We start from the raw sequence: 22,624 nt of genomic DNA on the forward strand, positions 1-22,624 counted from the left end.
GTGCTGTCCGACAACGTGAGCCGGATCGTGTCCGCCCGGGTGGGCGACCCCGGTGCCGTCGCGGCCGCCGCCGCGCGCCGGGTCAGGGCCACCTCGCCGCTCGGCGAGCACGGCCGGGCAATGATCATCGCGGCGGACCATCCCGCACGGGGCGCCAACGCAGTCGGCGCGAACCCCAACACGATGGCCGACCGCTTCGAGCTCCTCGACCGCCTGTGCACCGCGCTCGAACGGCCCGGCGTCACAGGGGTGTTGGCCACCGCCGACATCCTGGAGGACCTGCTGCTGCTCGGCGTCCTGGACGGCAAGAGCGTCTTCGGCTCCATGAACCGCGCGGGCCTTGCCGGTTCGGTCTTCGAGATCGACGACCGCTTCACCGGTTACGACGCCGAGACGATCGCCGCGATGGACTTCGACGGCGGCAAGATGCTCACCCGTATCGCCCTCGACGACCCGGCGACACCCTCCGTCCTGGAGAACACCGCCCGTGCCGTCAACGAGCTGAACAACCGTCAACTCATCGCCATGGTAGAGCCGTTCCTCTCCTCCTGGCAGGACGGCAGGATCCGTAACGACCTCTCGACGGACGCCGTCGTCAAGTCGATCACCATCGCCTCGGGCCTGGGCCGCCGTACCGCCTACACCTGGCTGAAGCTGCCCGTCGTGGACGGCATGGAACGCGTCCTGGCCTCCTCGACCCTCCCGGCGCTCCTCCTCGGCGGTGAGGTCAAGGACGCCGAAGCTGCCTTCGCCTCCTGGGGCAAGGCCCTCCGACTCCCCAGCGCACAGGGCCTGGTGGTCGGCCGCTCCCTGCTCTACCCGTCCAACGGCGATGTCGCCGGCGCGGTCGACAAGGCGGTGAGCCTGCTGTGAGCGACACGAGCAAGTACCACCTGCCCAGCGGGACTTCGGCCGACGGCCCCTACGACCTCCTGGTCACGCCCGAGTCGGCGGGCTGGGGATACTCCGGCCTCAGGATCCTGACCCTGAGGCCGGGCGAGGCACACGCCCTGTCCACCGGGGATTCCGAGTTCCTGGTCCTGCCGCTGACGGGTTCCTGCACCGTCACCACGGACGGCACGGCCTTCGAACTCGCCGGTCGGACAGGCGTGTTCGCCTCGGCCACCGACTTCGCGTATCTGCCGCGCGCGTCGGAGGCCCTGATCAGCAGTGCGGACGGTGGAACGTTCGCACTGCCCTCCGCCCGTACCGAGCGGAGCTCACTCTCCGCTCGGTACGGGCCCAAGGAGGACGTGCCCGTCGAGCTGCGCGGCGCCGGCGCGTGCTCCCGCCAGGTCAACAACTACTGCCTGCCGGGCACCTTCGACGCCGAGCAGCTCCTGGTCTGCGAGGTCCTCACGCCCGGCGGCAACTGGTCCTCGTACCCACCCCACAAGCACGACGAGGCCCGCCCCGGAGTCGAGTCCGAGCTTGAGGAGATCTACTACTTCCAAGTCGCGGGCGACGGAAACGGCTTCGGGTACCAGCGGGTCTACGGCACGCCCGACCGCCCCATCGAGGTGCTCGCCGAGGTCCGCTCCGGCGACACCGTGCTGATCCCGCACGGCTGGCACGGCCCGTCGATCGCGGCACCCGGCTACGACCTCTACTACCTCAACGTCATGGCCGGCCCGGGCCAGGACCGCGCCTGGCTGATCTGCGACGACCCCGCCCACGGATGGGTGCGGGAGACCTGGCGGTCCCAGGACGTCGACGACCGCCTGCCCTTCGAAGGACTCACGCAGCGATGAGCACCGTACGACTCACCACCGCCCAGGCCCTGGTCCGCTTCCTCGCGAACCAGTACAGCGAGCGCGACGGCCAGGAACAGCGCCTGATCCCCGGCGTCTGGGGCATCTTCGGACACGGCAACGTGGCCGGCGTCGGCCAGGCGCTGCTCCAGGCCGCCGTCACCCAAGAGGCCGACCTGCCCTACTACTTGGCCCGCAACGAACAGGGCATGGTCCACGCGTCGGCGGCCTACGCGAAGATGCGCGACCGGCTGGCCACCTTCGCCTGCACCGCGTCGACGGGCCCCGGCTCGACGAACATGATCACGGGTGCGGCGCTCGCGACGACCAACCGCATACCGGTGCTCCTGCTGCCCAGCGACATGTTCGCCACCCGCGTCGCGGAACCGGTGCTCCAGCAGCTGGAGGACACCCGGGGCGGGGACGTCACCGTCAACGACGCCTTCCGGGCCGTATCGAAGTACTTCGACCGCGTCTCCCGCCCCGAGCAGCTGATCCCGGCCGCACTCGCGGCGATGCGGGTGCTGACGGACCCGGTGGAGACCGGCGCCGTGACCCTCTCCCTGCCGCAGGACGTGCAGGCCGAGGCGTACGACTGGCCGGTCGCGTTCTTCCGGCGCCGGGTGTGGCATGTGGGCCGCCCGGTGCCGGAGCCCGCCGCCGTCGAGCGGGCCGCGCGGTTGCTGCGGGGGGCGAAGCGGCCCCTGATCGTGGCCGGTGGCGGGGTCGTCTACTCCGGCGCCGAGACGGCGCTTCGGGCGTTCGCCGAGGCCACCGGTATCCCGGTCGCCGACACCCACGCCGGCAAGGGCGCCGTCCCCTGGGACCACCCCTGCGCGGTCGGCGGCATCGGCTCGACCGGCTCGTACGCGGCCGACGAACTGGCGAAGGAGGCCGACGTCGTCCTCGGCATCGGCACCCGCTACAGCGACTTCACCACCGCGAGCCACACCGTCTTCGGCAACCCGGACGTCGCCTTCGTCAACCTCAACGTCGCCCGCCTGGACGCGGTCAAGCACTCCGCGGAGCCGCTGGTGGCCGACGCCCGGCTCGGCATCGAGGCCCTCGCGGACGCGCTGGCCGACTGGGAGGCGGCCCCGGAGTACCGCGCGCGGACCCGTCAACTCATCCTCCGTACAAGGGAGATCGAGGACGGCTGCTTCACCGTGGGCCACGGTCCGCTCCCCGCGCAGACGGAGATCCTGGGCGCTCTCAATGACGTGCTCGGTGATCGTGACGTCGTCATCAACGCGGCCGGATCCCTGCCCGGCGATCTCCAACAGCTGTGGCGGGCAAGGGATCCGAAGGCATACCACGTCGAGTACGCGTACTCCTGCATGGGCTACGAGATCGCCGCCGGCGTCGGCGTGAAGATGGCCGATCCCTCACGCGAGGTCGTCGTACTCGTCGGCGACGGCTCTTATCTGATGATGGCTCAGGAGATCGTGACCATGGTCTCGGAGGGCCTGAAGGTCATCGTCGTCCTCGTCCAGAACCACGGCTTCGCCTCCATCGGCGCCCTGTCGGAGTCGCTCGGCTCGCAGCGGTTCGGCACCAAGTACCGCTACCGCGACGGCACTTCGGGCCAGCTCGACGGCGACGTCCTCCCCGTCGACCTCGCCGCGAACGCCTCCTCGCTCGGCGCGGACGTCCTGCACGCCACCTCCGTCGACGAGTTCCGTACGGCGATGGAGAAGGCGAAGGCCGCGAGCCGCACCACCGTCGTCCATGTCGAGACCGACCTGTACGGGCCCAACCCGCCCGCGCACGGCTGGTGGGACGTGCCCGTCAGTCAGACCTCCGCCCTGGACTCCACCAGCGGCGCGTACGAGACGTACGCCTCCCACAAGCACGCCCAGCGCCACTACCTGTAAGGACACCTTGCCGTGAATACCATTCAGCACTGGATCGACGGTTCGGCCGTGCCCGGCGCGGACACCGCCGCGGTGTTCGACCCGGCCACCGGCCAGGAGCAGGCCCGGGTGGTCCTGGGCGGGCCCGATGCCGTGAACACCGCCGTGAGCGCCGCCGAGCGTGCCTTCGAGTCCTGGTCGGAGTCGTCGCTGTCGCAGCGCACCCAAGTGATGTTCGCCTTCCGGCAGTTGCTCGTCGAGCACGAGGAGGAGCTGGGCCGGATCATCTCCGCGGAGCACGGCAAGACCGTGGCCGACGCGCGGGGCGAGATCACCCGAGGCCGTGAGGTCGTGGAGTTCGCCTGCGGTCTCGGGGATGTCCTGAAGGGTTCGTTCTCCGATCAGGTCTCGCGGGGCATCGACGTGCACGACTTCCGTCAGCCGCTCGGTGTCGTCGCGGGCATCACGCCCTTCAACTTCCCCGCCATGGTGCCTCTTTGGATGCATCCGATCGCCATCGCGACGGGCAACACGTTCATCCTCAAGCCGTCCGAACGCGACCCCTCCGCCGCGAACTTCGTCGCCGGGCTGTACCAGCAAGCCGGGCTCCCCGACGGTGTGTTCAACGTCGTGCACGGCGGCAAGGACGCCGTAGACGCGATCCTCACCCACCCCGGCATCGCCGCCGTCTCCTTCGTCGGGTCGACGCCGATCGCCAAGTACGTGCACGAGCAGGCCAGTTCGCACGGCAAGCGCGTCCAGGCCCTCGGCGGAGCCAAGAACCACGCCGTCGTCCTGCCCGACGCCGACCTGGAGTTCGCCGCCGACCACATCACCGCCGGCGCCTACGGCTCGGCCGGCGAGCGCTGCATGGCCGTCTCCGTGGCCGTGGCCGTGGGTGCCGCGGCGGACGGCCTGGTGGAGGTGCTGGCCCGCAAGGCCCGCGAGGTGAAGGTCGGTCCCGGTCACGTCCCCGGCGTGGAGATGGGGCCGTTGATCACCAAGGTCGCGCAGGAGCGCGTCGAGAACGCCGTCGCCACGGCCGGCGAGCAGGGCGCCACCGTCGTGGTGGACGGCCGCGGGCTCAAGGTCGAGGGCCACGAGGACGGCTTCTTCACCGGTCCGTCCCTGCTCGACCATGTCACCGTCGAGATGGACGCCTACCGGGACGAACTCTTCGGCCCGGTCCTCGCGATCGTCCGCGTCGACACCCTCGACGAGGCCATCGCCGTCATCAACGCCAACCCGTACGGCAACGGAACCGCCCTGTTCACCGCCTCCGGTGAGGCCGCGCGCCGCTTCCAGCGCAAGGTCAGGGTCGGGATGATCGGCGTCAACGTGCCGGTGCCCGTGCCGATGTCGTACTACTCCTTCGGCGGCTGGAAGGACTCCCTCATCGGCGACTCCCCCATCCACGGCCCCGAGGGCATCCGCTTCTACACCCGCCCCAAGGTCGTCACGACCCGCTGGCCGCGGACCGCCCAACAGGTCACCGCCGGCTTCGACTTCCCCACCTCCAGCTGACCTCTCTTCCCAAGGGACACCTCATGACCTCCTCCGCCAAGCCCTTGTCCGTCGCGGTGATCGGAGCCGGTATGGCCGGCCGCAGCCACGCCGCCGGATACCGCAACGCCAACACCGTGTTCGGGGCGGGACTACCCCCGGTCCGGCTGGCCGCGATAGCCGACGCCAACACCGCGCTCGCCGAGGACGGCGCGCGCCGCTACGGCTTCGAGAAGGCGCTGCCGAGCTGGGAGGCCGTCGCCGAGGACCCGACGATCGACGCCGTCAGCATCGTCGTGGGGAACGCGCTGCACCGGCCGATCGCCGAGGCACTGGTCGCGGCCGGGAAGCACGTGCTGTGCGAGAAGCCGCTGGCCGGTTCGCTCGAAGACGCCCGCGCGATGGCCGAGTTGGAGCGGACCGCCGGTGTCGTCACCGCCGTCGGGTACACCTTCCGCCGCTCCCCCGGCATCGCCGCGATCCGCGACCATGTGCGGCGCGGCGAGCTGGGCGACCTCACCCTGTTCAGCGGACGCTACTGGTGCGACTACGCCACCGACCCCAAGGGGCCGCTGAGTTGGCGTTTCAAGGGGGGTGCCGGTTCCGGCGCGCTGGGTGATGTCGGCTCGCACGTCATCGACGCCGCCGAGTACGTCGCCGGGCCCATCACGTCGGTCTCCGGTGCCACGCTGTCCACGCAGATCCCCAAGCGTCCGCTGCCGCTGGGCGCGGTCGTCGGGCACAACGCCGCTCCCGTCTCGGACGAGTTCGGCGAGGTGGAGAACGAGGACACCGCGTCCTTCACGGCCCGCTTCGAGTCCGGGCTCGTCGGCACCTTCTCCGTCACCCGTACGGGCTTCGGGCTGCCCAACGGGCTCGCGTTCGACGTGCTCGGGGTCGGCGGGCGGGCCGCGTTCGACCAGCACCGGCCGGCCGAGTACCTCTTCGACGACGCCCAGCCCGACGTCCGCACCCGCGGCGCCCGGCAGATCATCGCCGGTCCCCAACTGCCGTACTTCGCGGGCGGGGTGCCGATGGAGGCGCCGGGTGTGGGCGCGAGCAACGCCGACAACTTCACCTACCAGGCCCGGGCGTTCCTCGACCAGGTCGCGGGGGTCGCCGACCCGCTGCCGGCCTGCGCCTCGTTCGCCGAGGGGCTGCGGACCATCGAGATCATCCGCGCGATCGTCGAGTCCTCGCAGGCCGGCGGCGCCGCCGTCACCGTCCCGCCCGCCGTCTGACCACCCGTACCGATCCAAGGAGCACCCGCATGTCCCTCAAGCTCGGCGCCTACACCGCCTGTCTGCACGACCGCCCGCTGGCCGAGGCCCTCGACATCCTCAAGGAGAACGGCCTGGCCTCCGTCGAGGTCAACACCGGCGGGTTCATCCCCTCCCCGCACTGCCCGGTCGACCTGCTGCTGTCCTCGGCGACCGCGCGCGAGGAGTACCTGGCGGCCTTCGCGGACCGCGGGATGGAGCTGACCGGTCTCAACTGCAACGGGAATCCGCTCAATCCGCTCCCCGGGGTCGGCCCGAAGCACGCGGACGACCTGCGCCGTACGATCCGTCTCGCGGGCCTGCTCGGTGTGCGGCACGTGGTCACCATGTCCGGCACGCCGGGCTCCGACCCGGACGCCAAGTACCCCTCCTGGGTGGTGAATCCGTGGGACGGCGTCTACATGGACGTCCTGGACTACCAGTGGGGTGTGGCGGTCGAGTTCTGGAAGGAGATCGACGCGCTGGCCCGGGAGAACGACGTCCGGGTCGCCATCGAGATGCACCCGCACAACCTCGTCTTCTCCCCGGTCACCCTGAAGCGGCTCGTCGACGCGACCGGCGCGACCAACGTCGGTGCGGAGATGGACCCTTCGCACCTGATGTGGCAGGGCATGGACATCGTGGCCTCGATCAAGTGGCTGGGCCCGCTGGTGTTCCACGCCGCCGCGAAGGACGCGACGCTCTGCCCCGGCGCCGACATCCGCGGTGTGCTGGACACGTCGTTCACCCGCGTGCCCGCCGACGCGCCGGACAAGGTGCCCACCGGCTACGGCTTCTGGTGCAACTCCTGGCCCGAGAACCCGGCGTGGAAGTTCGTCGCCGTCGGTGTCGGCCACGATGTCGCGTACTGGACGGAGTTCCTGCGCGCCCTCGCCGAGGTCGACCCGGACATGGCCGTGAACATCGAGCACGAGGACGCCGCCTACTCCCAGACCGAGGGCCTCGCCCTGGCCGCGAAGAACCTGCACGCCGCGGCCGCCGCCCTCTAGCGCCAACTCCCCACACAAGTAATGAAGTTCACGACCGCGCCCGGTGGACAGGGCGCGGTCGTGTCGCCTTCTTCCGGCTTGGACGAACATCCAATTCTTCCGCGGTGAACGTTCGTGGCCTTCTGCGGAGACGCCACGTGAACCATAGTTGCCATCGATCAGCGGAATACTAATTCCGTATGGCGGAATTCGTGTCGGAGGTAGCTCGTGCCGCTGTCCGCACCGTCCCTGCCACGACGTACCGCGCGTGTGCTGCGCACGTCACTGTTCGCACAGGTCGCCTGCGCCCTGGTGCTCGGCGTCGTCGTGGGCCGCCTCTGGCCCCATCTGGGCACCGCCGTCCAGCCGTTGGGCGACGGCTTCGTACGGCTCATCAAGGCGGTGATCGCGCCGCTGGTGTTCTGCGTGGTGGTCACCGGCATAGCGAAGGCCGGGAATCTTCGGACCTTCGGCCGTATCGGCGTCAAGGCGCTGATCTGGTTCGAGGTGGCGACGACGTTCGCCCTGCTGCTCGGCCTGGTCGCGGGCAACCTCGTCCAGCCCGGTGCGGGCATGCACGTCGACCCGGCCACCCTCGACACGAACGCGGTCGACGCGAAGACCGGCGGCGCGGCGCTGCCGTCGACGAGCGAGTTCCTGCTGCACGCCCTGCCCGACAGCGCGGTCGGCGCCTTCGCCGAGAACTCGCTCCTCCAAGTCCTGGTCCTGGCCTGCCTGGTGGGCGCGGCCCTGCTCCACCTGGGGCACACGAAGGTGCCCGCGATCCTGCCGGCCGTCAACCAGGTGCAGGAGATCGTCTTCGCGATCGTCGGCTTCGTCATGCGGCTCGCGCCCCTCGCGGTCTTCGGCGCCACCGCACACCTCGTCGGCCAGTACGGCCTGGGCGTCATGTCGACGTACGGCAAGCTCATAGCCGTCAGTTACGGCGTGGCCGCGCTGTTCCTCCTGCTGCTCGCGGTGGCGCTGAAGGCGTTCACCGGGCTGAGCCTGTGGAAGTTCGTCCGCTACACCCGCGAGGAGATGCTGCTCGCCCTCGGCACCGCCTCCAGCGAGACCGTGATGCCGCGGATGATGCAGAAGCTGCGGCACGCCGGCTGCCGCGACGACGCGGTGGGGCTGGTGCTGCCCACCGGCTACTCCTTCAACCTCGACGGCGCCTCCATCTACCTCTCCGTCGCGACGCTGTTCATCGCGCAGGCGGTGGGCGTCGACCTCACCCTGGGCCAGCAGGTGACCGTCGTCCTGATGCTCATGCTCACCAGCAAGGGCATGGCGGGCGTGCCGGGTTCGGCGTTTCTCGCGCTGTCCGCGACCGCGTCCGCGCTCGGCGTCATCCCGGCCGGCGCGGTCGCCCTCCTGCTGGGCGTGGACCGCATCATGGACTCGATGCGGGTGGCCACCAACCTCCTCGGCAACTGCGTGGCCGCGTTCGCGGTGTCCCGCTGGGAGGGCGCGCTGGACATCTCGCAGGCGAAGCGGGCACTCGACGGGGAGTCCGCCTTCGTACCCGACCCGGAAGACCCGAACGGCGCGGACAACACGGTCGCACCTGCCGAGGGCCTCGTTCCGAGGGTGACAGCGAAGCAGGATCTCGCGCCGTAGGACAACCCCGTAGAAATACCCCCGTACGGGCCCCGCTCCGGTGGGGCCCGTACCCGTACAAGTACCCATGGTCTCGGGTCGGCCCCCTCACAGAGCCTTACGGCGACCGGTTCCGTTTCGGCATCGGCATCGGCAATCGCCGCACGCCGCAATCCAGTTGCCGGGTTGCTCGTACAACAAGGAACTCATGTGACGACCGAGACGCAGGGCGGGCTTTCCCGGAGGTCGTTCCTCGCCGTCATGGGGGCCGCCGGCCTGCTGGCCGGCGGGATGGTGGCCGTAGGCGCGCCGACCGCCGGCGCCGCGCCCGGTGCGAACGCCGAGTGGCAGATCACCAGTGAGCCCGCCGACGCCCGGACCGGGTACGCCACCGTGCTCAACGCGATCAGGCAGGGGGTCTCCTCCCACCGGGTCAGACCCGAGGGCGGCCGCCCGGTCGACGTCACCGACCAGGACGGGACGGAGCAGTACATCAGCCTCGACCTCCAGGTCGAGGAGGACAACCAGTTCATCCGGGTGTTCCTGCGCCGCTCGGACATGTACGTCATGGGCTGGCGTCCCGGCACCGTGACCACCGACGGGGGCCCGACCTGGCGCAACTTCTTCACGCTCGAATCCGACGTGGATCTGCCGGGCGCGGTCCGCACCGGCACCGGCGCCAACGTGAACACGCGCTTCGAAGGGCTGTCGAACTACTCCGACCTGGCCAACCTTTGATATGAACGTCTCACTTGGAGGAGAACAGTGACGCGGACCGCGCTCATCACAGGCGCCGGCAGCGGGATCGGGCTCGAAGCGGCCCGCCTCCTCGCCCGGGACGGCATCACCGTCGTCCTCGTCGGCCGCCGCCAGGAGGAGCTCTCCAAAGCCGAGGCCACGATCCACGCCGAGGGAGGAACGGCCCTCGCCGTCGCGGCGGACATCACCCGCGTCGACGACGTGACCCGCGTCCTCGACCGGGTCCACGCCGCATTCGGCCCGGTCGACATCCTCGTCAACAACGCGGGAAGCGCGTCGTCCGTGCTCGACCCGCAGTGGCTGCCGCACGACGAGTGGCGCCAGGTCCTGGACGTGAACCTCACCGCGGTCTTCCAGCTCACCCAGGCCGTACTGCCCGACATGCTGGACCGTGCCGGCGGGACGATCGTCACGGTCTCCTCGCTCGCCGCCGTCAACCCGAACCTGCTCGGCGGGGCGGCCTAAGGAGCGGCCAAGACGGGCGTCCGCAACTTCATGACCTTTCTGCACAACACCTTCCGCAACCAGGGGCTGCGGGCCATCACCGTGCTGCCCGGCGAGACGGACACCCCCATCCTCGACAACCGGGCCCGGCCGCCGGCCGCCGAGGAACGCGCGCACATGCTGCGGCCGCAGGACGTGGCCGAAGCGATCCACCTCGCGATCACCCTGCCCCAGCGGGTCGTCCTCCAGGAGATCGTCGTCGCCCCGACCCGGCAGCGCGACACCTCGGCCGACCTCGAGATCAGCCGCTGGGCGGGCGCCCCCGCCGACGCCTCGCCCCACGCGTGACGCCCCCGCCACTCCAGGAGAACCGCATGCCCTCCACCGTCACCGCCGGCCCGCTGTCGTCGTTCGCGCCCGCCGCGGCCGTCGCCCGGATCGCCGCCACCTCCCGCCGGACCCAACAGCCGCAGTCCGGGGGCGACTTGGTCTCCCTCGCCATGGGCGAACCCGACTTCGACACACCCGGGCAGGTGACCGAGGCCGCCCTCGCCGCCCTGCAGGGCGGTCGTACGCACTACTCACCGCTGCTCGGCGAACCGGCCCTGCGCGAGGCGCTCGCCGACAAGCTCGCCGGCATCGCCGGAGCGCCGGTCTCCCCCGCCGGCATCCTGATCACCCAGGGCGGCACCGCCGGCCTCGCCGCGTCGATCCTCTCCCTCGTCGACCCCGGGGACAGGGTGGTCATCCCCGACCCCACGTACTCCCTCTACGCCGACCTCGTCAGCATGGCCGGCGGAGTCGTCGTCCCCGTCCCGCTCGCCCGCGACCTGCACTGGGACCTCGACCTCCTGGCCGACGCCCTCGCCGGGGCGAAGCTCTTCGTCTTCTGCAACCCGAGCAACCCGACCGGAATCGTGCACAGCCGGGCCGAGTTGGAAACCCTCGCCGACCTCCTCGACGGCACGGCCACCCTCGTCATCTCCGACGAGGCCTACGCCGACCTCGACTTCACCGGCCGCCCGTTCACCTCGACGATCTCCCTCGACGGTCTGCGCGACCGTACGGTCTCCTGCCAGACCTTCTCCAAGAGTTACGCGATGACCGGCTGGCGCATCGGCTACCTCTGGGGCCCTACACCGCTGATCCAGGCCGCCGCACGCGTCCACAACACCTTCAACGGCTCGGTGAACACGGTCGTCCAGGACGCCGCGCTGGTCGCGGTGCGGACCTGCGACGCCGACATCGCACGGATGCGGGCGGAGTACGAGCGGCGCGGCGACCTCATGCGGACCGAACTCGCCAAGGTCCCGGGCCTCAGCCTGAGCACGCCCGAGGGAACGTTCTACCAATTCCCGCGCTACGACGTCGACTTGCCCTCCGTGGAGGTCGTGGCGGCGCTGCGCACGCACGGGGTCGCGGTCCGGCCGGGCAGCGAGTTCGGCGCCCGGGGCGAGGGACATCTGCGCCTGTCGTACGCTGCCGACGCGGAGTCCATCACCGAGGGCGTCCGTCGTCTGGCCCACGGCCTCTCGGCCCTGCGGTGAACACCGCCGCGACGCGAACGGGGAGTCTACCCATGCGCAGTGACACCCAGCGCAACCGCAGGCAACTCATCAAGGCCGCCGCGGAGTTGTTCGAGAACTCGCCGACGCCGGTCAGCCTGACCGAGATCGCCAAGCGCGCCGAGGTGTCCACCGCGACGGCCTACCGCCACTTCTCCTCCGTCGAGGACGTCCTGCACGCCTTCCGTGCCCAAGTCGGCTCCGAACTGCGGGACTTCAGCGCGGCGCAGACCACCCGGGGCATGCAGCGCCTCGAAGCGGTGTCCCGCCACTGGGTGTCGCTCGTCCTCGAGTACGGCGGCGCGATGGCGCAGATGCGCTCGCACCGCGGCTACCTGGAACGGCTGCGCGAGAACACCGGCTACCTCGCTCCCCAGGCGGAGGCGCTCACCGAACCCCTCCGGCAGACCACCGAGGACCTCGGCCTCGGCGACCTCGGCGACGAAGCGCTGTATCTGTGGAACGCCCTGTTCGACCCGCGCGACATCCTCGACCTCATCAAGAGCGGACGCACCGAGGACGAGGCGGCGTCCCGCCTCGTGGCCGCCCTGCGCGGCGCCCTCATCGGCTGGTCCACGGCGCCTGACCGCAAGTACGACAGACGTCCGGAGCTGCTCACGGGCGACTCACCGGGGCCCCGGCTCACCCACCGGCTCAGGTGGACTCGCGGACGACGAGTCGGCAGGGAACGCTGTGCAGTCCGGGCGCCGGCTCGGAGTTGATGGCGTCCAGCAGCAGGAGGGCGGCCCGTCGGCCGACCTCCGAGAGGTCCGTGTCGATCGTGGTGAGGGGCGGACGGGAGGCCAGGGCCATGACGTCCCAGTTGTCGTACCCCACGATCGACACCCGGCCGGGAACGTCCAGGCCGTTCTCGCGCAGCGCGTCGGCGACGCCTCTGGCGATCTGGTCGTTGCCGCAGAAGAAGGCGTCCGTGTCGGGTGCGGTGCGCAGCACCGCTTCGGCGGCGCGGCGGCCCCATGCCTCGCTCCACTCCCCGAAGTGGACCCGGCCGGTGGCGAGTTCCATGGCGGAGTGCCTGAGCAGTTCGAGGGTGTGGTGGGCGCGGTCGCGGGCGGCCGCGTGGTGCGCCGGGCCGGTGATGTGCGCGATCCGGCTGCGGCCGGTGCCCAGCAGGTGCTCGATGGCCAGCTGGGCTCCGCTCCGGTCGTCGGACACGACGGAGATGTCGTCCGGGTCCGTGGACGGCGAGAGCGCGTAGACCGTCGGGATCGGTTCGATGCCTTTCAGCGGCGGCCGCGGGTCGGTCCTCCGGCCGGTCACGATGATGCCGTCCACCCGGCGGTCCATGAGATTGCGCAGGTGGTGCTGCTCGCGGATGGCGTCGCCGCGGGTGTCGCACAGCAGCACGGAGATCTTTCCGGCGCCGAGCGCGTCCTCGGCCCCGAGGAGGACGGGCGTGCTGAAGCGGCCGATCCCGTCCGTCGTCATCAGCCCGACGGTCCAGCTGCGGCCGGTGTGCAGGCTCTGCGCCTGCTGATTGGGCCGGAAGTCGAGTTCCTCGACGGCGTCCAGGACCCGCTGCCGGGTCTCCGGGCGCATGCTCCCACTGCCGTTCAGCGCCTTTGAGGCCGTCCCGACACTGACACCGGCCAGCTTGGCCACGTCGGCCAGCTTCGCCCGCCCGGTGGGCGGAAGACTTGGAACGGCGGTCACACGCAACCCTTTTCCTGGATGACATCGGCAGCAGCATCCTGACACCGTTCGCGGCAGCTGGCCAGCCCCGACCAGGGGAGGAAAATGTTTGGGCAGACCTCTTGACGCGCACTCGGTCCCGTTCCTACCTTTCCCGGCAGAAAAACGTTTTCCTAAACGGGTTCGAGAGACGGAGCAACGCCCCTCGGACCTCAGGGACGCCCTGACGCACTTCGCGCGCCGGGTCTCCGTCTTGCTTCCCGCCTACCTCTCCGGAGAGCCATGCCCCGCCCACGTTCCACCGCGCTTTCCTCCCCGGCCCCGTCCCCGTCCGAACCGGCAGGCACCGGCACCGGACCGGTCCGCCTCGGACCGGACGCCAAGGCCGCACTCTCGCCTGCCGCGGTCGAGGTGCGCGCCGGCTTCTGGAGCACCCGCCGCGAGGTGAACGCGCGCGTCTCCCTCCCGCAGGGCCCCGAACTGCTGGAGTCGGCGGGGAATCTGCACAACCTGCGGCTGGCGGCGGGCGCGGTCGAGGGCGAGTTCCGGGGCGCGTACCCGTTCGTGGACACCGACGTCTACAAGTGGCTGGAGGCCGCCGCCTGGCAGCTCTCCCAACAGCCCGACGCCGAACTGGAGTCGGAGGTCGACCGGATCATCGGCCTGGTCGCCGCCGCCCAGCAGCCCGACGGCTACCTGAACACGTGGTTCCAACTGGTCAAGGGAGGCGAGCGGTACAAGGACCTGCGCTGGGGCCACGAGCTGTACTGCGCCGGCCATCTCATCCAGGCGGCCGTAGCCCACCACCGGGCCACCGGTCGGCCCCAACTCCTGGACGTGGCCCGCAGGTTCGCCGACCACATCGACTCCGTGTTCGGCCTCCCCGGCAGCGGCAGGGAGATCGACGGCGTCGACGGCCACCCCGAGGTCGAGACCGCCCTGGTGGAGCTGTACCGGGAGACCGGCGAGCGCCGCTACCTCGATCTGGCCGGCTACTTCGTCGGCCGTTTCGGCCATGGCCTGCTGGGCGGCGAGGCGTACTGCCAGGACCGGGTGCCGCTGCGCGAGGCGGACAACGTGGAGGGCCACGCCGTACGGCAGTTGTACCTGCTGGCCGCCGCCGCGGATCTGGCGACCGAGACCGGGGAGTCCGAACTCCGGGCCGCGAGCGAGCGGTTGTGGCGGGCGATGACCACGACCAAGACCCACCTCACCGGCGGACTCGGCGCGCACCACGACGAGGAGGACTTCGGCGACCCGTACGAACTGCCCAACGAGCGTGCCTACTGCGAGACCTGCGCCGCCATCGCGTCCGTCCAATGGAGCTGGCGCATGGCCCTGCTCACCGGCGAGGCCCGCTACTCCGACCTGATCGAGCGCACCCTGTACAACGGCTTCCTGGCGGGAGTGTCGCTGGACGGCGAGCGCTGGCTGTACGTCAACCCGCTCCAGGTCCGCGACGGCCACACCGACCCCGGCGGCGACCAGTCGGCCCGCCGCACCCGCTGGTTCCGCTGCGCCTGCTGCCCGCCGAACGTGATGCGGCTGCTGGCCTCGCTGGAGCACTACCTCGCGTCCGGTGACGAACAGGGCCTGCAGATCCACCAGTTCACCACCGGCCGCTACTCCTACGGCGAGATGTCCGTCCGCGCCGAGACCGACTACCCCTGGCACGGCACGATCGCCCTCACCGTCGAGGACACCCCCGACCGGCCGTGGACCCTGTCCCTGCGCGTCCCGCAGTGGTGCCGCGAATTCCGGGTGCGCGTCGGGGAGTTGTCGTACGACCAGACGGACGCGCCGGTCGAGGACGGGTGGCTGCGCCTCGAACGGACCTGGGCGCGGGGCGACTCGGTCGTCCTGGAGCTGGTGCTCGAACCCCGGCTGACCGCCGCCGACCCTCGCGTGGACGCCGTGCGCGGCTGTGCGGCGATCGAGCGCGGGCCGCTCGTGTACTGCCTGGAGCAAGTGGACGTCCCCGGCGGCGGTCTGGACGACATCGTCCTCGACCCCACACGCCCGCTCGCCGTGAAGCACCGCCCGGATCTGCTCGGCGGGGTCACCACCGTCGTCACCGCCGGGTACCGCAGGCGCCTTGCGGACGACGGGAGTTGGTGGCCCTACCGGGCCCCCGCACCCGACGCCGCGCCGACCGGCGACCTGGTCGAGCTCACCGCGATCCCCTACTACGCGTGGGCCAACCGCCAGGACGGCGCCATGCGCGTCTGGCTGCCCACCTCCTGAGCCCCGCGCGCCCACCCCCTGTCTCCCTCCTACGAGCCGCACCAAGACAACGAGGTCACCGTGAGAAACACCCGCCGCACCCTCCTCACCGCCATAGCCGCCGTCGGCGCGCTCACCTCGGTCGCCGCCTGCGGGGGCGGTTCCGACTCCTCCGCGTCCGGTTCCGGGAAGACCGGCGGGACGTACAACTTCTGGGACCCGTACCCGCAGTTCGACGCCTCCTCGGCGTGGGGCAAGCTCGTCACCAAGTGCGGCAAGGACGCCGGGGTCAAGGTCAAGCGCACCAGCATGGACACCACGGACCTGGGCAACAAGGCGCTGCTCGCCGCCCAGCAGGGCAACGCCCCGGACGTGATGCTGGTGGACAACCCGGTCGTCTCCACGCTCGTGGAGGCGGGGATCCTCAACAAGACGAGCGACCTCGGCCTCGACACGTCGTCGATCCAGAAGAACATCCTCGGCGCGGGCGTCATCGACAACGCCTCCTACGGGGTGCCCATCGGCGCCAACACCCTCGCGCTCTACTACAACAAGAAGATCCTCACCGCGGCCCACGTCGACCCCGCGTCCGTCAAGGACTGGGCCTCGCTCACGGCGGCGCTGAAGAAGGTCAAGGCGGCCGGGAAGAAGGGCATCACCTTCTCCGCGATCAACACGGAGGAGGGCAGCTTCCAGTTCCTCCCGTGGTTCTGGGGCGCGGGCGGCGACCTCACCAAGCTCGACTCGGACAAGGGCGTCGCCGCGCTGTCGCTGTGGAAGCAGTGGGTCGACGGCGGATACGCGCCGAAGGACGTGCTGCAGAACACCCAGACCACCAGCTGGCAGGAGTTCGCCACCGGCGACTACGCGTTCAGCGAGAACGGCACCTGGCAGCTCGGCAACGCGGACAAGGCCGGCTTCGCCTACGGCGTCATCAACATCCCCGGGCAGAACGGCGGTTCGGCGCCGGTGCCGACCGGCGGCGAGTTCGTCACCGTCCCGGTGCAGAAGAACACCTCCCGCTACGACGTCAGCAAGAAGATCGTCACCTGTCTGACGAACTCGACGAACCTGCTGACCACCGACACGACCCTGACGTACGTGGCGCCCACCGCCCAGGTGCAGGCCCAGCAGGTGAAGCAGAACCCCGAACTGAAGCCGTGGATCGGCGCGGTGGCCGCCGCGCGCGGCCGCACCAGCGGCGGTCTGGGCACCAAGTACCCGACGATCTCCCAGCCGATGTGGACCGCCGTGCAGAACGCCCTGTCGGGCGGCAAGAGCCCGCAGGCGGCCCTCGACGCCGCTCAGACGGCCGCGAGCAAGGGCTGACACCGGCCTCCGCGCTTCTCCGGAAACCGCATCGCCACCGCCGGGACACCGCCGCCGGCCCGGACACGCCACCCGCATCCAGGAGTACCCATGACCATCGCCCGCGTCGACCGCCGCGCGCAGCGGTCCCCGGCCGGGTCCGGGGCGACCGGCACCGGACAACGGACGGACACGTCGGACCTGCGGCGCCGACAGCGCCGCGGCAGCCGGCTCACCGCGCTCGCCTTCATCGCCCCACTGCTCGTCTACCTCGCCGCCTTCTACCTCTATCCGCTCTACCGCAACCTCGACCTGAGCCTGCGCGACTACACCGTCCGGTCGTTCGTGCAGGGCGACGCGCCCTTCTCCGGCCTCGACAACTTCAGGACCGTCCTGGACGACCCCACGTTCGGCCCGGCGATGCGCCACACCCTGGTCTTCACCTTCGCGTCGATCGCGTTCCAGTACGTGGCCGGGCTCGCCCTCGCGGTCTTCTTCAACCGGCACTTCCGGCTCGCCGGAACCCTGCGTGCCCTGTTCCTGATCCCCTGGCTGCTGCCGCTGATCGTGTCGGCGTCGACCTGGTCGTGGATGTTCAACAGCGAGTCCGGTGTCATCAACTACGCCCTGCACTTCGTGGGCGTGTCCCCGGTGGACTGGCTCAACTCGCCCGACTGGGCGCTGACTTCGGTCGTCATCGCGAACATCTGGATCGGCATCCCATTCAACCTCGTCATCCTCTACAGCGGGCTCCAGAACATCCCCGCCGAGCTGTACGAGGCCGCGTCCCTGGACGGGGCCGGGGCCTGGCAGCAGTTCCGCCGCATCACCTTCCCCCTGCTGCGCCCGGTGTCGGCGATCACCCTGCTCCTCGGACTCGTCTACACGCTCAAGGTGTTCGACCTGATCTGGATCATGACCAAGGGCGGTCCGGGCGACGCCTCGTCCACCCTCGCGACCTGGTCGTACCAGCTCGGCTTCGGCACGCTGCTGCCGAAGTTCGGCCCCGGCGCGGCCGTCGGCAACATCCTCATCCTCATCGCGCTCGTCTTCGGCCTGCTCTACATCCGCGTCCAGAGGAGGCAGGAAGCGTGAAGTCCCGTACGGGAAAACGCCGTTACACCGTCATCGGCGTCCTGCTGACCGCGCTGATGCTCTTCCCGGTGTACTGGATGATCAACGTGTCCCTCACCCCGCAGCAGGACATGCGCAAGACCCCGCCCGACCTGCTGCCCCTGCACCCCACCTTCGAGGGCTACCGGGCCGTCCTGAACGACCAGTTGCCCTACCTCGGCACCAGCCTGCTCATCGGCCTGGGCACGGTCGCCCTCACCCTGGTCCTCGCCGCCCCGGCCGGATTCGCCCTGGCCAAACTGCGCCCGCTGGGCGGCGGAACCCTCGGACTCGCCCTGCTGGTAGCCCAGATGATCCCCGGCATCGTCATGGCGATGGGCTTCTACGGCATCTTCCTCGACCTCGGCCTGCTCAACTCCTGGTGGGGGCTGATCGTCGCGGACTCCACCATCGCCGTGCCGTTCGGCGTGATGATCTTCACGGCCTTCATGTCGGGCATCCCCGGCGAACTCATCTCCGCGGCCCGCATCGACGGCGCCGGCACCTGGCGCACCTTCCGGTCCGTGGTGCTTCCGGTCAGCCGCAACGCGGTGGTCACCGTGTCGCTCTTCAGCTTCCTGTGGGCCTGGTCCGACTTCGTCTTCGCCAACACCCTTGACGGCGGCGGCGATCTGCGGCCGATCACCCTCGGCATCTACAAGTACATCGGCAACAACAACCAGGAGTGGAACGCGATCATGGCCACCGCCGTCGTCGCGTCGATCCCGGCGGCCGTCCTCCTGGTCCTCGCCCAGCGCTACGTGGCCGCGGGCGTGACCGCCGGCGCGGTCAAGGACTGATCCACGATGCCGGCCGCCCCGGGCCCCCGGGTCGGGCGGGGTCGCGGGCCGCCAATGCCTCCCCGAGCCGCCTCCGCACCGCATCGCAACTCCCCGCACCGCACTGAGCAAGTCCCCCTCCCTTCCTCAGGAGAGCCGCTGATGTCATACCTGAGCCACCGTCACCGCCCCAGAGTGCCCCTCGGCCGCGCCGGCGCCACCACGCTGGCCACCGCCCTGGCCGCCACCGCCATCGCCCTGACGGGCACACCCGCCCAGGCCACCCCCACGTCGGCCACCACCTTGGTCGTCAACGCCGCGCAGAACCTGCGCTCCGTCACCCACGTCGGCACGGGCAGCCTCTACGGCCTCGCCACCGCGAGCACCCCCGCCGACAGCCTCGTACAGGCCCTGAAGCCCAACACGTTCGTCCAGATGGCGCCCGGCGGCAGCCAACTCCCCAACGGAGAGCCCGCGCCCGCGGGTGACGCCTTGGTCGTCGCGCCGAAGGCCGCGGCCGCGGGGGCCAAGGTCGTCGTACGGATGCCGGACTGGTATCCGAACTTCCCGTACCAGTGGGTGAGTTGGAGCAACTGGCTCTCGGCGGTCGACCAGCAGGTCGCCTCGGTGAAGTCCTCCGGCGCCGGCAACATCAGCGCGTACGAGCTGTGGAACGAGCCGGACTGGACCTGGGACACCACCAACGCGGGCGCTTTCGACGCCGGTTGGGCCCGTACGTTCAAGGAGGTCCGCACCAAGGACACCACCACCCCGATCCAGGGTCCGAGCTACTCGGCGTGGAACCAGTCCTGGATGACCACGTTCCTCACCGACGCCAAGGCCAGCGGTACGGTCCCCGACGTCATCGCCTGGCACGAGCTCCAGGGCAGCTCCGGCATCGCCGCCCACGTCGCGGCCTACCGCTCGCTGGAGAGCAGCCTCGGCATCAGCCCGCGCCCGATCGCCATCGAGGAGTACGGCACGCCCACCGAGATGGGCAACTCCGGCGCCCTCATCGGCTACGCCGCCAAGTTCGAGCGCGCGGGTGTCCGCGACGCCGAGCTGGCCTTCTGGAACCACTACGGCACCCTCGGCGACACCCTGACCGACACCGGCGGCTCGCCCAACGGCTCCTACTGGACGTACAAGTGGTACGGCGACATGTCCGGGAACATGCTCACCACCACACCGCCCGCGCAGACCGGCATCGACGGTCTCGCCTCCCTCAACGGCGCGGGCAACCAGATCAGCGTCATCGCCGGCGGCTGCACCGGCTCGTGCGCCGTCACGGTCAACGGGCTCTCCTCCCTGTCGGCCTACGGCAGCACCGTCCACGTCAAGTTGGAGTACAGCCCCGACACGGGCCGCACCACCGCCTCCCCGGGCCCGATCACCGTCTCCGACACGGACTACACCGTCTCGAACGGCTCGATCACCGTGCCGGTCACGATGAACGCCAGTGACGGCTACCACCTGACGATCACCCCCAGCGGCACCTCGACGTCCCTGGCCGGCCGCTACCAGATCACCAACAAGAACAGCGGCCTCGCCCTGGACACCCTCAACGCGGCCACCGCGCAAGGCACTTCGGTCGTCCAGGCCACGTCCACCACCGGCACCGACCAGAACTGGACCCTCGTGGCCGCCGGCCAGGGCCTCTACAAGATCGTCAATCAGAAGAGCGGGCTGCTGCTGGGCATCACCAACGCGGGCACCAGCAATGGCGGCACCGCCCTGATCTGGGGCGACAACGGCACCGCCGACCACCTCTGGCAGGTCATCCCGGCCCGCGACGGCTACGCCAAGATCGCCAACTACAACAGCGGCCTCCTGCTCGGCGTCGACCAGATGAGCACCACCTCCGGCGCCCAGGTCCTGCAATGGTCCGACAACGGCACCGCCGACCACCTGTGGAAACTCACCTCACGCTGAGGCAACCGCCAAGGGTCCCGCGTTGGTCGTCCACGACGAACGCGGGAAGGACCTCACCCGGCCCTGGAACGGCAGTGCGTGGCCTTGGCCGCCGAGCGGCGCACCGAAGCTGATCTGGAGGCGATGGCCGCACCGCCGGCCCGAGCGCAGAACCCCACGCTGGACATCACCGAGTGGCTGAGCACGGACCTGGAGTTCCACACGGCCGTCACTCGCGCGGCGGGCAACCGCATTCTCCCCGCCTTCTTCGAAGCCATCCACGACCAGGACACCGACCGTTCCTGTGCGCGACCACTCGACCACGTGAACCATCTGGACGAGGTACGCACCCAAGCACTCGCCGACCGCCGGGCACACGAGGTCCCGACCCCCAGCCCGCTCCCCCAGGACCGGGCCTCCGCTGCGGCAGCCCGGCCGGTCGGGGTGAGCCGCTGTCACTGCCAGTAGAACGAGGCGAGGCGGTCACAGTGCGGTGACGTCGGTGCGCCGGCCGTCCGGCTTGAAGGGCAGCGCCGTGACCGTCGCGCGGATCTCCCGCTGCGGGGTGCCGGGACGGCCCCACAGGACGACGACCTCCGTGCCGGGTGCCGTGTGCGCCGGGTCGAGCACGCACAGGGAGATCATCGACCGCAGGGTCGGGCTCACCGTCCGGCCCGTGGCCACGCCCACCGGATCACCCGCCACCAGGACCTGGTCGAAGTGGGGACCGCGGCCGCGCGGCATCTCCATCTGGTCCGGCAATTCGGCCTCGCTCAGGAGCGAGGTGAGGACGGCGGCGACATCCTGTTCGTTCCACCGCAGACCTACCAACTGCCGTGTGGGTACGCCGCTCTCGGCATCCCTGACGAGTGCGTCCCGGCCGATGAAGTCGCGGTCGGGGACGCCCTTGCGGAAGCCCCAGCCGAGCTCGCCGGGCTTGCGGAAGTAGTCGGTCACCCCGCCCGCCGGGACGAAGCTGCCGGTCGGCACACCCTTGCGGAACTGCCTCGGCGCGCCCGGCGTGAGGATCGACGCCGGCAGATAGTCCAGCCCGTTGGTCGCGATCCCGGCCTCGATGTGCTGAACAGGCTGGGCGCGGAAGCCCAGTTGACGGATGCCGACGCCCTGCCCGCTCGCCACGACCGCCGCCCAGATCCCGTTGGCGTGTTCGGTTGGCCCATGCAGCTCGTACCCGAGTTCGCCCGAGATCCCGGTACGCAGGACCCGTACCGGAACCCCGTCGACCGTCGACACACGGCTGCGGCTGAAGCCGATGTCGCGGAGATCGTCCCCCGTCAGCTTCTCCAGCGTGGCCAGGGACGCCGGCCCCTGGACGCCGAAGATGAACACGTCGGGGCTGATGTCGGTGGCCGCCGCGTCCCAGCCGCCCAGGCTCAACTGCCACAGCAGCCAGTCGCAACTGCCCGCGGTGTAGACGAACTCGTCGGGTCCGAGCCGGCACAGCACGCCCTCGGAGGCGACCCAGCCGTTGTCGTCCAGCTGCACATGGTGCTTGATCTGCCCGGTCTCGAAAAGGGACAGGTCCCGCATCCCCAGCCGGCTCAGGAACGCGAGCGCCTGCGGGCCGTGCACCTTGATCTTGTGCAGGGAGGTCCAGTCGCCGACGTAGCACGAGCCGACATGGGCGGCGCTCTCCTCGACCCAGTCCGTGTACTCCTCGGGAAGCAGGAGCTGCGCGAAGCGGCCGTAGGTGCCCCGTGTGTTGCCCTCGTCCTGGGCCGCGGCGGCCGGGCTGAACATCGCCGGGCGCTCGGTGACGAACGGTGCGTCGTTCAGCCGGAGGACCGCTTCATAGGTACTGCGCTGTTGTGAGAGAAGGTCCATTTCACTCTCCGTCGCGTGGCCGTCGTCCAGGGTGCCGTCCGGAGCGGCACCCCGGTGCTAGATCGAT

The 22,624-nt window shown here is 70.3% G+C and carries 20 protein-coding genes; 18 read left to right on the top strand and 2 right to left on the bottom strand.

Annotated elements, in window-relative coordinates:
- The 12 genes from OG714_RS05360 to OG714_RS05415 all read left to right on the top strand — a co-directional run bounded on the left by OG714_RS05360 (position 1) and on the right by OG714_RS05415 (position 12,447).
- Positions 1-873, top strand: a complete 873-nt coding sequence (locus tag OG714_RS05360; protein ID WP_406118886.1) for an aldolase — start codon at positions 1-3, stop codon at positions 871-873.
- Positions 870-1,751 (top strand): 5-deoxy-glucuronate isomerase, encoded by an 882-nt coding sequence (gene iolB / locus OG714_RS05365; RefSeq protein ID WP_406118887.1) that lies wholly within the window; start codon positions 870-872, stop codon positions 1,749-1,751. Before OG714_RS05360 ends, iolB begins: the two co-directional genes overlap by 4 nt.
- Entirely contained in the window at positions 1,748-3,625 is a 1,878-nt protein-coding gene (gene iolD / locus OG714_RS05370; protein ID WP_406118889.1) for a 3D-(3,5/4)-trihydroxycyclohexane-1,2-dione acylhydrolase (decyclizing), read from the top strand. The genes iolB and iolD overlap by 4 nt, the downstream gene beginning before the upstream one ends.
- Positions 3,626-3,637: 12 nt before the next feature.
- Positions 3,638-5,128, top strand: a complete 1,491-nt coding sequence (locus tag OG714_RS05375) for a CoA-acylating methylmalonate-semialdehyde dehydrogenase (RefSeq protein WP_406118890.1) — start codon at positions 3,638-3,640, stop codon at positions 5,126-5,128.
- Between the two features lie 23 nt (positions 5,129-5,151).
- Positions 5,152-6,348, top strand: coding sequence for a Gfo/Idh/MocA family protein (locus OG714_RS05380; RefSeq protein WP_406118892.1), 1,197 nt, complete (start codon positions 5,152-5,154; stop codon positions 6,346-6,348).
- 29 nt (positions 6,349-6,377) lie between these two features.
- Positions 6,378-7,376, top strand: a complete 999-nt coding sequence (locus OG714_RS05385) for a sugar phosphate isomerase/epimerase family protein (RefSeq protein ID WP_406118894.1) — start codon at positions 6,378-6,380, stop codon at positions 7,374-7,376.
- Positions 7,377-7,583: 207 nt separating this feature from the next.
- A complete protein-coding gene (locus OG714_RS05390; protein WP_406118896.1) occupies positions 7,584-8,978 on the top strand; it encodes a cation:dicarboxylate symporter family transporter in 1,395 nt (464 codons plus the stop codon).
- 189 nt (positions 8,979-9,167) lie between these two features.
- Positions 9,168-9,695 (top strand): ribosome-inactivating family protein, encoded by a 528-nt coding sequence (locus tag OG714_RS05395; protein ID WP_406118898.1) that lies wholly within the window; start codon positions 9,168-9,170, stop codon positions 9,693-9,695.
- Positions 9,696-9,722: 27 nt separating this feature from the next.
- The gene (locus OG714_RS05400; protein ID WP_406118899.1) at positions 9,723-10,181 is read left to right on the top strand and encodes an SDR family NAD(P)-dependent oxidoreductase; all 459 of its coding nucleotides are present in this window, start codon (positions 9,723-9,725) and stop codon (positions 10,179-10,181) included.
- Between the two features lie 30 nt (positions 10,182-10,211).
- Positions 10,212-10,508: a hypothetical protein gene (locus OG714_RS05405; RefSeq protein ID WP_406118900.1), complete on the top strand. Its 297-nt coding sequence runs from the start codon at positions 10,212-10,214 to the stop codon at positions 10,506-10,508.
- A gap of 26 nt (positions 10,509-10,534) precedes the next feature.
- Positions 10,535-11,707 carry a pyridoxal phosphate-dependent aminotransferase gene (locus OG714_RS05410; RefSeq protein ID WP_406118902.1) on the top strand — a complete coding sequence of 391 codons (1,173 nt, stop codon included), beginning with the start codon at positions 10,535-10,537 and terminating at the stop codon, positions 11,705-11,707.
- 32 nt (positions 11,708-11,739) lie between these two features.
- Positions 11,740-12,447 carry a TetR/AcrR family transcriptional regulator gene (locus OG714_RS05415; RefSeq protein ID WP_406118904.1) on the top strand — a complete coding sequence of 236 codons (708 nt, stop codon included), beginning with the start codon at positions 11,740-11,742 and terminating at the stop codon, positions 12,445-12,447.
- Here OG714_RS05415 and OG714_RS05420 read toward each other — a convergent pair.
- Positions 12,380-13,399 carry a LacI family DNA-binding transcriptional regulator gene (locus tag OG714_RS05420; RefSeq protein WP_406118906.1) on the bottom strand — a complete coding sequence of 340 codons (1,020 nt, stop codon included), beginning with the start codon at positions 13,397-13,399 and terminating at the stop codon, positions 12,380-12,382. The genes OG714_RS05415 and OG714_RS05420 overlap by 68 nt on opposite strands.
- A 261-nt stretch (positions 13,400-13,660) precedes the next feature.
- On the opposite strand from OG714_RS05420, the gene OG714_RS05425 reads away from it, so the two are divergent.
- The 6 genes from OG714_RS05425 (at position 13,661) to OG714_RS05450 (ending at position 21,180) form a co-directional block, all read left to right on the top strand.
- Positions 13,661-15,622 carry a glycoside hydrolase family 127 protein gene (locus OG714_RS05425; RefSeq protein ID WP_406118908.1) on the top strand — a complete coding sequence of 654 codons (1,962 nt, stop codon included), beginning with the start codon at positions 13,661-13,663 and terminating at the stop codon, positions 15,620-15,622.
- A gap of 60 nt (positions 15,623-15,682) precedes the next feature.
- The gene (locus OG714_RS05430) at positions 15,683-16,930 is read left to right on the top strand and encodes an extracellular solute-binding protein (protein ID WP_406118909.1); all 1,248 of its coding nucleotides are present in this window, start codon (positions 15,683-15,685) and stop codon (positions 16,928-16,930) included.
- Positions 16,931-17,020: 90 nt separating this feature from the next.
- The gene (locus OG714_RS05435) at positions 17,021-18,004 is read left to right on the top strand and encodes a carbohydrate ABC transporter permease (protein WP_406118910.1); all 984 of its coding nucleotides are present in this window, start codon (positions 17,021-17,023) and stop codon (positions 18,002-18,004) included.
- Entirely contained in the window at positions 18,001-18,822 is an 822-nt protein-coding gene (locus OG714_RS05440; protein WP_406118911.1) for a carbohydrate ABC transporter permease, read from the top strand. The genes OG714_RS05435 and OG714_RS05440 overlap by 4 nt, the downstream gene beginning before the upstream one ends.
- 141 nt (positions 18,823-18,963) lie before the next feature.
- The gene (locus tag OG714_RS05445) at positions 18,964-20,733 is read left to right on the top strand and encodes an RICIN domain-containing protein (RefSeq protein WP_406118913.1); all 1,770 of its coding nucleotides are present in this window, start codon (positions 18,964-18,966) and stop codon (positions 20,731-20,733) included.
- Positions 20,734-20,796: 63 nt separating this feature from the next.
- The gene (locus OG714_RS05450) at positions 20,797-21,180 is read left to right on the top strand and encodes an FCD domain-containing protein (protein WP_406131723.1); all 384 of its coding nucleotides are present in this window, start codon (positions 20,797-20,799) and stop codon (positions 21,178-21,180) included.
- Between the two features lie 15 nt (positions 21,181-21,195).
- Here OG714_RS05450 and OG714_RS05455 read toward each other — a convergent pair whose 3' ends face one another.
- Complete coding sequence (locus OG714_RS05455) at positions 21,196-22,557, bottom strand: glycine cleavage T C-terminal barrel domain-containing protein (protein ID WP_406118914.1); 1,362 nt, start codon at positions 22,555-22,557, stop codon at positions 21,196-21,198.
- Between the last annotated feature and the right edge of the window lie 67 nt (positions 22,558-22,624).

Origin of the sequence: Streptomyces sp. NBC_00989, assembly GCF_045162655.1 — a bacterium.
In the GTDB taxonomy this organism is placed as follows: Bacteria; Actinomycetota; Actinomycetes; order Streptomycetales; family Streptomycetaceae; genus Streptomyces.